The sequence below is a fragment of the Citrobacter sp. Cf116 genome, assembly GCF_030336505.1.
GTDB lineage: Bacteria > Pseudomonadota > Gammaproteobacteria > Enterobacterales > Enterobacteriaceae > Citrobacter > Citrobacter freundii.
Genome location: NZ_JAOWEQ010000037.1, coordinates 1,042,656 through 1,054,446 on the forward strand (window position 1 = coordinate 1,042,656; position 11,791 = coordinate 1,054,446).

The 11,791-nt window shown below is 50.7% G+C and carries 10 protein-coding genes; 5 read left to right on the plus strand and 5 right to left on the minus strand.

All coding sequences use genetic code 11. From position 1 onward, the window contains the following. Positions 1-18 precede the first annotated feature (18 nt). The 3 genes from OGV74_RS14410 to OGV74_RS14420 all read left to right on the plus strand — a co-directional run bounded on the left by OGV74_RS14410 (position 19) and on the right by OGV74_RS14420 (position 3,088). On the plus strand, positions 19-1,068 hold the full coding sequence (locus OGV74_RS14410) for a YeiH family protein (RefSeq protein WP_003027424.1): 1,050 nt from the start codon (positions 19-21) through the stop codon (positions 1,066-1,068). Between the two features lie 71 nt (positions 1,069-1,139). Next, entirely contained in the window at positions 1,140-1,997 is an 858-nt protein-coding gene (gene nfo / locus OGV74_RS14415; RefSeq protein WP_003027428.1) for a deoxyribonuclease IV, read from the plus strand. A gap of 2 nt (positions 1,998-1,999) precedes the next feature. Further along, a complete protein-coding gene (locus OGV74_RS14420; RefSeq protein ID WP_003027430.1) occupies positions 2,000-3,088 on the plus strand; it encodes a sugar kinase in 1,089 nt (362 codons plus the stop codon). 46 nt (positions 3,089-3,134) lie between these two features. Here OGV74_RS14420 and OGV74_RS14425 read toward each other — a convergent pair whose 3' ends face one another. The 4 genes from OGV74_RS14425 to hypT all read right to left on the minus strand — a co-directional run bounded on the left by OGV74_RS14425 (position 3,135) and on the right by hypT (position 7,560). After that, positions 3,135-4,385 (minus strand): NupC/NupG family nucleoside CNT transporter, encoded by a 1,251-nt coding sequence (locus OGV74_RS14425; protein WP_003027431.1) that lies wholly within the window; start codon positions 4,383-4,385, stop codon positions 3,135-3,137. 96 nt (positions 4,386-4,481) lie between these two features. After that, on the minus strand, positions 4,482-5,417 hold the full coding sequence (locus OGV74_RS14430) for a pseudouridine-5'-phosphate glycosidase (protein WP_086504344.1): 936 nt from the start codon (positions 5,415-5,417) through the stop codon (positions 4,482-4,484). Next, positions 5,405-6,346, minus strand: coding sequence for a pseudouridine kinase (locus OGV74_RS14435; protein ID WP_086504345.1), 942 nt, complete (start codon positions 6,344-6,346; stop codon positions 5,405-5,407). The genes OGV74_RS14430 and OGV74_RS14435 overlap by 13 nt, the downstream gene beginning before the upstream one ends. A gap of 302 nt (positions 6,347-6,648) precedes the next feature. Beyond that, entirely contained in the window at positions 6,649-7,560 is a 912-nt protein-coding gene (gene hypT / locus OGV74_RS14440; protein WP_286521022.1) for a hypochlorite stress DNA-binding transcriptional regulator HypT, read from the minus strand. Positions 7,561-7,909: 349 nt separating this feature from the next. Between hypT and cuyB the strand changes: the two genes are divergently transcribed. Both cuyB and OGV74_RS14450 read left to right on the plus strand, forming a co-directional pair. Beyond that, the gene (cuyB, locus tag OGV74_RS14445) at positions 7,910-8,629 is read left to right on the plus strand and encodes a cysteate racemase (protein ID WP_032936661.1); all 720 of its coding nucleotides are present in this window, start codon (positions 7,910-7,912) and stop codon (positions 8,627-8,629) included. Between the two features lie 75 nt (positions 8,630-8,704). Continuing rightward, positions 8,705-10,003 (plus strand): anaerobic C4-dicarboxylate transporter, encoded by a 1,299-nt coding sequence (locus tag OGV74_RS14450; protein WP_286521024.1) that lies wholly within the window; start codon positions 8,705-8,707, stop codon positions 10,001-10,003. A gap of 85 nt (positions 10,004-10,088) precedes the next feature. Here OGV74_RS14450 and fruA read toward each other — a convergent pair whose 3' ends face one another. Then, the gene (fruA, locus tag OGV74_RS14455) at positions 10,089-11,777 is read right to left on the minus strand and encodes a PTS fructose transporter subunit IIBC (protein ID WP_003840084.1); all 1,689 of its coding nucleotides are present in this window, start codon (positions 11,775-11,777) and stop codon (positions 10,089-10,091) included. Positions 11,778-11,791: the final 14 nt, after the last annotated feature.

An 11,791-nucleotide genomic window follows, 5' to 3' on the forward strand; every position in this document is an offset into this window, starting at 1 on the left:
CAGATAAAGGAGAAGGATATGACAGAACTCACCTTGCAGACTCATCGTCGTACAGCGTGGCATTTTATTCCGGGGCTCGCCCTGAGTGCAGTTATCACTGGGGTCGCCTTATGGGGTGGATCCATTCCCGCCGTTGCAGGTGCCGGGTTCAGCGCCCTCACCTTAGCAATCTTACTGGGGATGGTTCTCGGCAACACCGTCTATCCGCACATCTGGAAAAGCTGTGACGGCGGTGTGCTGTTTGCTAAACAACATTTATTACGTCTGGGGATCATCCTCTACGGCTTCCGCCTCACCTTCGCGCAAATTGCTGACGTCGGCGTCAGCGGTATCGTGATTGATGTGTTAACGCTAAGCAGTACCTTTATGATTGCCTGTTTCCTGGGGCAAAAAGTGTTTGGTCTGGACCGCCACACCAGTTGGCTGATTGGCGCGGGGAGCAGCATTTGTGGTGCCGCCGCCGTGTTGGCAACCGAGCCGGTAGTGAAGGCGGAAGCCAGTAAGGTAACCGTCGCTGTCGCCACCGTAGTGATCTTCGGTACCATCGCTATCTTCCTGTATCCGGCAATGTATCCGCTGCTGGCACACTGGTTTAGCCCGGAAACCTACGGCATTTACATTGGTTCCACCATGCATGAAGTGGCACAGGTAGTGGCTGCCGGGCACGCCATTAACCCGGATGCGGAAAATGCCGCAGTTATTGCCAAAATGCTGCGCGTCATGATGCTGGCACCGTTTCTTATCCTGTTGGCCGCCCGCGTTAAACAGCTGTCTCCGGCCTCCGGTGGTGAGAAGAGCAAAATCACCATTCCGTGGTTTGCCATCCTGTTCATTGTGGTCGCGATTTTTAACTCGTTCCACTTTCTGCCGCAGTCGGTAGTGAACATGCTGGTAACACTGGATACCATTTTGCTGGCAATGGCGATGGCCGCACTGGGGCTGACCACTCACGTTAGCGCCCTGAAAAAAGCCGGTGCTAAACCGTTACTGATGGCCCTGCTGCTGTTTGTCTGGCTGATTGTAGGCGGTGGCGCGATTAACCTCGCTATCCACGCGCTGATGGCATAAACGAGCACGACTCACCTCCATTAACCCGCTATACTTCCTCCTTTTGCATTTGAGTATGGCGGGTTTAATTTATGAAATACATCGGAGCGCACGTAAGCGCCGCTGGCGGTCTGGCTAACGCCGCTATTCGAGCCGCAGAAATCGAAGCGACCGCATTCGCCCTGTTCACCAAGAATCAGCGTCAGTGGCGTGCCGCGCCGCTGACCACCGAAATCATTGATGATTTCAAATCTGCCTGCGAGAAGTATCACTATACTTCCGCGCAAATCCTGCCTCACGACAGCTACCTGATTAACCTCGGTCACCCGGTCAGCGATGCGCTGGAAAAATCGCGTGACGCGTTTCTTGACGAAATGCAACGCTGCGAACAGCTTGGCTTATCCCTGCTTAACTTTCACCCGGGCAGCCATTTGATGCAGATTCCGGAAGATGAATGTCTGGCGCGCATTGCGGAATCGATCAATATCGCCCTCGCCCAGACCCAGGGCGTTACGGCGGTCATTGAAAATACCGCCGGACAGGGCAGCAACCTTGGCTTTAAGTTTGAGCACCTGGCCGCCATTATCGACGGCGTAGAAGATAAATCCCGTGTCGGCGTCTGTATTGATACCTGCCACGCCTTCGCGGCCGGTTACGATTTGCGTTCCGTTGAGGAATGTGAAAAGACGTTTGCGGAATTTGAACGAATTGTCGGCTTCAAGTATCTGCGCGGTATGCACCTGAACGACGCCAAGAGCACGTTTGGCAGCCGCGTTGACCGTCACCACAGCTTAGGTGAAGGCAATATTGGCCACGATGCCTTCCGTTGGATCATGCAGGACAATCGTTTTGACGGCATTCCGCTGGTGTTGGAAACCATTAATCCAGATATCTGGGCAGAAGAGATTGCCTGGCTGAAAGCCCAGCAAACTGAAAAAGCGGTGGCCTAATCATGAACGACAGGGAAAAGCAGATCCTTAAGATCTTGCGCCGCAATCCGTTGATTCAGCAGAATGAAATCGCCGATATTTTGCAGATCAGCCGTTCACGCGTCGCTGCGCATATTATGGATTTAATGCGTAAAGGCATGATCAAAGGTAAAGGTTATATCCTTACCGAACAGGATTATTGCGTGGTTGTCGGTGCTATCAACATGGATATCCGGGGTGTTGCAGACATCCATTATCCGCAGGCAGCCTCTAACCCTGGCAGCATTCATTGCTCAGCAGGCGGTGTAGGACGTAACATCGCCCACAACCTGGCGCTGTTGGGCCGCGACGTACATTTAATTTCCGCTGTTGGCAGTGACTTCTATGGCGAAACATTGCTGGAACAAACGCGTCAGGCTGGGGTTAACGTTTCCAGCTGCATTCGTCTGCATGGACACAACACCTCAACCTACCTGTCGATCGCTAATCAACAGGAAGAGACCGTACTGGCCATTAACGATACCCATATCCTGCAACAATTGACGCCGCAGTTGCTTAACGGTTCGCGAGATTTGATTCGCCATTCCGGTGTCGTACTGGCCGATTGCAATCTGACCGCCGAAGCCATTGAGTGGGTCTTTACTATTGCCGATGATATTCCGGTATTTATTGACACCGTTTCAGAGTTCAAAGCGGAAAAAATGAAAACCTGGTTTACGCGTATTCATACGCTAAAACCCACGCAGAAAGAGCTGGCGATTTTATGGGGCCAACCTATTCATACTGATGCGGATCGCGTACTGGCCGTCAATAGCCTGCATCAGCAAGGGGTAAAACGCATTTTTGTCTGCCTGGAAGATGAATCCGTTTTTTGCAGCGAAAAGGACGGCGAACAGTTTTTATTGACGCCGCCTGAGCATACGGTGGTAGACAGTTTTGGTGCCGATGACGCTTTTATGGCGGGATTACTGTACAGCTTTCTGGAAGGCAGTGAGTTTCGTGAAAGCGCGCGCTTTGCCATGGCCTGCGCAGCATTATCGCGGGCCAGCGTCAGTATCAACAACCCAACGCTCTCTGCGGATAACGCTCTGTATTTGCTGCAAACAGCTTGAATGTCTGCCGGATAGCGCTACGCTTATCCGGCCTACAAACTTTATTTTATGCCAGTCCGATAAAGAAACCGGCTATTGTGGCGCTCATCAGGTTTGATAGCGTTGCTGCTGCCAGCGCACGCATTCCAAGTTGCGCGATTTCCGGCGCACGCTGTGGCGCAATCGCCGAAAATGCCCCGACCACGACGCCAATCGAACCGAAGTTCGCGAAACCACACAACGCAAACGAGATAATCGCGATGGTCTTCACGTCCAGCGTTCCGCCCGTTTGCAGATACGGCGAGAAGTTGAGATAAGCAACAAATTCGTTGATCGCCAGCTTCTGTCCAATCAGACTACCTGCCAGCGTCGCATCGCTCCAGTCCACGCCCATAATCCACGCCAGCGGGGCTAACGCATAGCCAAAGATCCCTTCCAGAGTGGCGTGGCCAAAACCAAACCAACCGCCAATTCCGCCGATAATGCCGTTAATCAGCGCGATAATGGCGACAAATGCCATTACCACCGTCGCAACGCCTGCGGCGATCTTCAGCCCGGTCATAGCCCCACTGGCCGCCGCTTCGATGATGCTTTTCGGTGGTGTTTCAGTAAATGACAGGTTTTCAAAGGTGACGCGAGATTCTTCCGTTGCCGGACTCAGCATACGCGCGAACAAAATACCGCCAGGGATTGCCATCAATGATGCCGCCAGCAAATAGTCAATCGGGACGCCCATTCCGGCGTAACCAATCATCATTGAGCCAGCAATCGAGGCCATCCCGCTACAAATAGCGGTAAACAGTTCATTACGATTAAGGCGGTCAATAAACGGTTTCACGATTGCCGGGATCTCGTTTTGCCCGAGGAAAATCGTGGTTACTGCGACAAATGACTCGATCTTACTGATGTTCAACGCCTTCTGGAAAATACCGCCGAGGATGCGGATCAATAGCCCCATCACGCCAATGTAATAGAGCAGACTGATGAGTGCGGTCACAAAAATGATGGCCGGGAGCACCCGGAAGGCGAAAATAAACCCTGCCCCGTCAAACAGCACATCCATTTTTGGCCCAACCAGGGAGCCGAAGATAAATGCGCTACCCGCGTCACTATATGACATCACCTTGTGGACGCCGAGCGCGGCCTGTTCAACCAGCCATTTTCCCGGCGGGAAATAGAGCATAATACCGCCGATGGCAATTTGCAGTACCAGCGCAGCCCCAACGGTGCGCAGACTAATACGTTTTTTATTTACTGACAGCAGAAACGCGATGGCCAGTAATACCACCATACCCACAACACTTCTCATTATATCCATAATGAAATTCCCTTCATGCCAGGAAACCCGGCGTTATCGCCAGGTTTTGGTAGGTTTGATATTCGCGGGCGACCGCATTCTGCCCGGGAAATTCTGTCAGGCGAGGCGTTGATACTCCTTCGCAATTTCACAGGCCAGCACTGCGTTGTTGAACACCAGTTGAATATTTGATTTCAGGCTGTCGCCACCGGTCAGCTCCGCAACTCGTGCCAGCAGGAACGGCGTACTTTCTTTACCCACGACGCCCTGCTCTTCCGCTTCTTTTACCGCCCGATCTATTGCCGCATTAATTTTCTCTTCTGCCATGGCAAACTGCTCCGGGATTGGATTAGCGACAACCAGGCCTCCATTAAGACCCGTTTGCCATTTCACCGCCATCGCGCGGGCAATCTCTTTAGCGCTGTCCAGACGGATACTGACTTCAAACGGACTGGTACGACAGAAAAATGCCGGTAACGCTTGGGTTCGATATCCAATTAACGGCACGCCAAAGGTTTCTAAATATTCAGTCGTTAAGCCAAGATCCAGAATAGATTTAGCACCAGCACAAATTACCGTGACATTGGTATGTGCCAGTTCCTGCAGATCCGCGGAAATATCAAACGTATGTTCAGCACCACGATGAACGCCACCAATTCCCCCGGTCGCAAATACTTTAATTCCAGCCAGCGCGGCAATAATCATCGTAGAGGCAACGGTGGTGGCACCATTTTTCCCTGCCGCGACCACAAATGGCAAATCACGACGGCTTACTTTCGTAACGCTATGTCCTTCTCGTCCAAGCAATTCAATTTCATCTTTACTTAAACCTACTTTCATTATTCCGCCGATAATGGCGATGGTCGCAGGAACAGCGCCGTGCTTACGAATAGTCTCTTCTACTTCAATCGCTGTCTGAGCATTCTGCGGAAATGGCATTCCATGAGAAATAATGGTTGATTCAAGCGCAACAATCGGTTTTTTACTGTTTAATGCTTCCTGGACTTCTGATGATATTTGTAATAATTCAGAGGAAAGAGTTAATTCAGACATTCTGTGTTCTCCACTATTGAGCTAACATTCGCAACAGACAAATCAGGGTTATTGGTATATTCACAGGCTAATGCCATTGATGAACACCCCTGCGCAAATCGAACCGAATCAATAAAGGGCATGCCGTCTACCCAGCAGGCGGCCAGTCCAGCCATCATCGCATCACCAGCCCCTGTGACATTAATGACGCGAGTTTTAATGGGGAGCGACCAACCACAACTCCCCGCAATATCACTGTAATAAACGCCGTCGCCGCCCATGCTGAGCACCAGCCGGTTTAAGCCGCGATCATGAAACCACGCGGCGACTTTGCTAACGTCATCACGCCCAGAAAGCGCAATACCGCTGAGCGTTTCGGCTTCAAGGCGGTTTGGTTTGAGGGTGTGAATTTTTGCAAAGTGGCCGCGAATTTTTACGCACTTCCAGGCCGACACCGGGTCAACAAACACCGGAACATCTCCGGCGTTTTCCAGTACCCATGCCAGAGCGTCTTCGCTGATATTGCAATCGGCGATAATGACTTTTGCCTGCCTAATAAAATCAAAATGCTGTGATAAAAATTCTGCTGAAATATGCTCGGTGATACTCATATCATTAATAGCCACCAGCATTTCACCAGTATTATCAAGCAGCGATAAATAACTGGATGTATTCTCTCCGGAAACGATAAGACACTTGTCGACATGTACTCCTGATTGATTGGTTTGTGCCAATAATGATTGACCATAAAAATCGTTACCAACCGCTGTTAGCAACCAAGAATTTTTACCCAGCAGCGCGAGATTATGTGCGATATTGCGTCCAACGCCACCGGGAGTGAATTTTATCTTACCTGGATTCGAATCCGCATAATTTAGAGAAGCATGCGAATACCCAGCAACATCCATATTTGCCGAGCCAATCGTTACGATGTATTCCTTTTCACGCATAGCACGTCCCCTGGCAATTAATTTGCCACAAATGAGTTCGTTAAAAATAACCAACGCCACACATCATGTTATTAGAGCATATGTTCACTATCAAACATGTGTTCATAGTAGGCGTGTTTTTGACAAAGTAAATCCATCCACAAGCTATAAAGTCGATAGATATGAACAGAATCACAATTTTTTATAGATACAGTTTGTCAGGGAGAGAGAAAATGAGAGGTAGTACACAAATTGATCAGGTTAAAAAGCATCTTTGGTCATAACCGAAGGTTTTTCAGACGCGCCAGGCGAACTGGCGCGTATCAACTAAGTGAAACCAGATCCTCTGGCATATGGTTGTACAAAATCCGCCAGAAGTGCTCAGCGGTTTTATTCAGGCGGGTGTCCATCCGGTAAATATAGGCCTGAATAGGCACCATCAACTCCGGCGTGTCCAGACAAACCAGGCGTTTATCCCGTAGTTCGTTCACGATCGTCCAGGCTGGCAGCCAGGCGATACCATGCCCATCCAATGCCATATTCTTCAATAGCTCACTCATCGAAGACATAAACAGCGTACGCGCCGAAATACTACCCACCTCCGCCAGGTGACGGTTAACCAATCTTCCCATGTAGGATGTGCTGGTATAGTTCAGAATCGGCACCTGCGGCTGATAGATATCAAACAGCGCCTTACCCTGTGCATCCGCAGCACAGACGGGATAAAGCTCAGACTCAAACACCTTCAAGCTGCAGAAAGGTGACTGCATTAAGTCTTCATCGCGAAAGGAGATAATGAAATCACTTTTCCCCTCGCGCAGCGTATTCACCGCCTGAACAACATCGATAGCTTCGACGTGGTACACAAACTCCTCGCCCCATGCCGACATTGAATGTACTAATCTGGGCAACATCGTCAGCGACAGAGAATGCGCTGCCGCTATTTTGATATTGGGAACGCCAAGCAGGTTGTGACCACTAAGCTCATCTAAGTTACATTCCAGCTGTTGCAGCAGGCTACGGGTCTGCGAATGGAATAACTTACCCTCCTCCGTCAGCTGCAGTGGACTCGTCGTACGGTCAAACAGCAACACCCCAACGGCGGATTCGAGCGCCTTGATCCGCCGGCTAAATGCCGGTTGGGATAGGTTGCGCTCCTCCGCGGCCTGGGAAAAATGACGACACGCTTCCAGCGTCAAAAAGTCATATAACCATTTTGTCTCGATATTTTTCATGCCTGTCACGCGGATGTTTAAATATGTCAATTAGTCTTAAGCATCATGCCTGAATATGCCCGGAGATGATATTCAACATCAGCATCTGGTGATTCGTTTTTTGCATAACACCTTCGTTTTTGACATTAACCTGTTTCTTTACCCATCGACCACGACCGCTTATCGCCGCGGAATTTCAGACACCTGCCTGATTACTGGCCTGCTGAGGTGGCAAAAGAAACTGCACCCATGCAGTTTTTGCATTGAACCATACATTATTGCATTTCTCCTCACGACACACTGCTGTTAAACATAGACACCAGACACACACCAGCCCTGATATTAAATATCGGTAATAGAGGTATATATCGTGAAAGGTTTAATTGGCGTACTTGGTGGTATGGGACCTGCTGCAACCGTCGATCTTTTTAATAAATTCGTCACCTTTACCGCAGCGCAACGCGATCAGGAACATATCCCATTAATTATTTCATCCATCCCTGATATTCCAGATCGAACTGATGCGTTAATGCATCATGGTCATTCCCCACTTCCGGCAATGCGTGATTATATGCATAAACTGGAAGATGCTGGTGCGGAGTGTATTGTGATCCCCTGTAATACTGCCCACTTTTGGTTTAATGAATTAAAGGAGTGCTGTCATACAGAGTTACTCAGTATCGTTGAAACCACCATGAATGAAGTCAAAAACTGCGGAAAATCGCGTATAGGTTTACTTGCTACCAACGCCACCCTTTACATGGGACTCTACCAAAAAGGCATAGAATCTATTGGCTTAACCTGTGTCAGCCCTGATTCATCCGGTCAGGAAAAAGTCATGGATAGTATTTATTGCTTAAAAGCCGGCGATCTTAAGCGGGCACAAACGCTGATGAATGAACAGGCTGAAATGCTCTTTTCACGCGGTGCAGAAGTCATTGTACTGGGATGTACTGAAGTCCCCGTCATTCTTGCCAACGCAGTCAAAAACTCACCAGATAAATATATTGACTCAACCGGTTCATTAGTACGCGCCGGTATTAAATGGTACGAAAAGCGAGTTGGCAAACATCATCTTCTGGCGCAATAACAGCCGTCACCAGATTAATAAAGCATTAAACAAACACTTATTTTAATAACAAATTATTCTCTGGCGGAGGCCATTATGGTTTGGTTAGAAATTATCGTCGTGTTGGGTGCAATATTTTTTGGTATCCGCCTCGGCGGAATAGGTATCGGTTTATGCGGCGGGCTGGGGCTGGCTATTTTAACATTGGGATTTGATCTACAAATTGGTTCGCCCCCCGTTGACGTTATTCTCATTATTATGACAGTTGTCGTGGCAGCATCGGCGCTACAGGCCGCCGGAGGTATGGATTATCTGGTTCGCGTAGCCGGTAATTTCATGCGGCGTAATCCTAAATATATCAATATTATTGCACCGATTATCACCTGGTCGATGACCATTATGGCCGGAACAGGGTTCATTGTATTTTCTACCCTACCGGTGATTGCCGAAGTCGCCAAAGAGTCCGGTATCCGCCCTTCTCGTACGCTCGCCGGCTCCGTGGTCGCCTCTCAGGTGGCGATATCCGGTTCGCCGATCAGTGCCGCAATGGCGGCGATGCTGACCATTATGGAAGGCAACGGTGTCACCTTTATCCAGGTTATGGCGGTATGTTTGCCAGCTTCGTTTGTTGCCGCGATGGCCGCCGCTTTTATCGCCTCACGTCAGGGATGCGAGCTACAAGATGATGAAGTCTATCTTGAACGCCTGCAAAAAGGGTTGGTGCGTAAATATGAAGGGCAAAACAGCACTGTACCGGGTGCCAAACTCTCAGTCGCCCTGTTCATGTTGGCAACGGTCGTCATCGTTATTCTTGCCGCCTGCCCGCAGCTACGCCCCGGATTTGATGCCGACAACCCAATGAATACCCGGGATATCATCATTATTTGTATGTTATCTGCCGCTTGCCTGATGGTGGTGTTATGCAAAACATCAACCGATGCTATTGTCCTGACCTCCACATTTCGAGCAGGGATGAGTTCACTGGCCGTCATTCTCGGGATTGTTACATTGGGAACGACCTTCATTGATGCCCACTTAGCGGAGATTAAGGATATCGCAGGCGATATTCTACGGGCTTATCCGATGCTGTTGGCGCTGGTGCTGTTTGGTACCTGCGCGCTTCTCTACTCGCAAGGCGCCACAACGCCGCTGATTATCCCTCTGGCCGTTGCGCTCGGCGTACCTACATGGGCGATTCTGGCCTCCTATGTGGCGGTAACCGGGGTGTTTGTTCTACCAACATACCCGACTTCGCTGGCGGCAATGGAGTTCGACACCACCGGGACAACACGCGTGGGCAAGTATGTCTTAAACCATCCGTTTATGCTGCCAGGACTGGGTGGGATCATTGCTGGCGTTGCCTTTGGTTTTATCATCGCGCCAATGATTGCCTGAACCGTTTTACATATCCATCTTCAGGCAGCAGTTAATCGATAAAAAAAGGGGCAGAGAAATCTCTGCCCCTGATGTCAGCATTAAATCATGCCGCTTTTGCCACAACCTCATCTTCCGGGCGCTTCAGCACCGCGTAGGAGAGACCGGCTACCAGCGTACCGGCAATAATGGCCAGCAGGTAGCCCAGTACCGGCGTAATTGCGCCTGGAATTAACAGGACGAAAAGCCCGCCGTGTGGCGCCATCAGCTTCGCACCCACTGCCATCGAGATAGCACCGGTAATCGCACCACCAACGATACAGCAAGGCAGAACGCGCATCGGGTCACGGGCTGCGAATGGAATAGCCCCTTCGGTGATAAAGCACAGGCCCAGTACCAGCGCAGCTTTGCCGCCTTCCTGCTGCGCTTTGTCGAACTTACGGCGCGCAACCAGCGTTGCTAAACCCAGAGCCAGCGGAGGAACCATACCTGCCGCCATGATGGCCGCCATCGGCGCATAAGTTTGCGTACTCAGCAGACCCACACCGAAAGCATACGCCGCCTTGTTAACCGGACCACCCATATCGGTACACATCATGCCGCCAAGAATCGCTCCAAGCAGCACCGCATTCGCCGTACCCATGGTTTGCAGCCAGTGGGTCAGACCTTCCAGAATGCCAGCCACCGGTTTGCCGATCAGGTAAATCATGGCCAGACCAACCACCAGGCTTGAGAACAGCGGAATGATCAGGATCGGTTTCAGCGCTTCCATACTCTGCGGGAGTTTCAACTTCGTGCTGATAAGCTTCGCCACATAACCGGCAAGGAAACCAGCAATAATCCCGCCAATAAAGCCGGAACCGGTGCTCACCGCCAGCATACCGCCGATAAGACCCGGCGTCAGACCAGGACGGTCAGCGATGGAAAACGCGATATAACCTGCCAGAACCGGCACCATCAGCGCAAAAGCTGAACCACCGCCAATCTGCATCAGCGCCGCCGCCAGCGTACCCTGCTCTTTAAACGCTTCGATACCAAAAGCGAACGAGAGTGCAATACACAGACCGCCAGCAACCACCATCGGCAGCATGTAAGAGACGCCCGTCAGCAGGTGACGATATGCCCCCGCGCTCTCTTTCTTACTTTCGGTTGCTGAAGTCTGCGCTTTACCGGTTGGCTGGTACGGTGTTGCTTCTTCCAGCGCTTTGTCCAGCTCCTGCTTGGTTTTCTTCAACGCAAGACCCGTAGAGGTGCGGTACATCGGTTTGCCGGCAAACTTCGCCAGATCAACTTCAATATCAGCTGCCACAATCACCAGATCAGCCTGAGCCACTTCTTCCGGCGTAATGGCATTGCCTGCGCCAACAGAACCTCGAGTTTCGACCTTCACCCACCAGCCACGTTTTTTCGCTTCTGTTTCAATCGCTTCAGCAGCCATAAACGTATGAGCAACGCCGGTCGGACATGCCGTCACTGCCACCACGCGTTTTGGACCACTGCTGGCCACAGGTGCTGTTGCAACCGGGGCACTGTAAGGTTTTGCATGGCCCTTCGCTTCGCTGAGGAACAGTTCAGGGTGCGCAACCGCACGACCAATGTCGCCCAGCCAGACTTTTTTGCCGTTCAGCGAACTGTCGGCAGGAAGCGTATCGCCCAGAACAATTGCCAGTTCGGCATCATTCGGATTATCAATAATTTCCAGATGTGCTTTCTGTGCCGCCGCTCCAAGCAGGGTTTTCGCCATGTAAGCGCGAGCCTGGCCGAGATTAGCGTCAATAATCAGCAGCGTTTTCATTATGCCTCTCCTGC

Excerpts from the sequence above, each read along its gene's own strand:
- OGV74_RS14410 (WP_003027424.1), top strand. The coding sequence starts at position 19 with ATGACAGAACTCACCTTGCAGACTCATCGTCGTACAGCGTGGCATTTT.
- nfo (WP_003027428.1), top strand. The coding sequence starts at position 1,140 with ATGAAATACATCGGAGCGCACGTAAGCGCCGCTGGCGGTCTGGCTAAC.
- OGV74_RS14420 (WP_003027430.1), top strand. The coding sequence starts at position 2,000 with ATGAACGACAGGGAAAAGCAGATCCTTAAGATCTTGCGCCGCAATCCG.
- OGV74_RS14425 (WP_003027431.1), bottom strand. The coding sequence starts at position 4,385 with ATGGATATAATGAGAAGTGTTGTGGGTATGGTGGTATTACTGGCCATC.
- OGV74_RS14430 (WP_086504344.1), bottom strand. The coding sequence starts at position 5,417 with ATGTCTGAATTAACTCTTTCCTCTGAATTATTACAAATATCATCAGAA.
- OGV74_RS14435 (WP_086504345.1), bottom strand. The coding sequence starts at position 6,346 with ATGCGTGAAAAGGAATACATCGTAACGATTGGCTCGGCAAATATGGAT.
- hypT (WP_286521022.1), bottom strand. The coding sequence starts at position 7,560 with ATGAAAAATATCGAGACAAAATGGTTATATGACTTTTTGACGCTGGAA.
- OGV74_RS14450 (WP_286521024.1), top strand. The coding sequence starts at position 8,705 with ATGGTTTGGTTAGAAATTATCGTCGTGTTGGGTGCAATATTTTTTGGT.
- fruA (WP_003840084.1), bottom strand. The coding sequence starts at position 11,777 with ATGAAAACGCTGCTGATTATTGACGCTAATCTCGGCCAGGCTCGCGCT.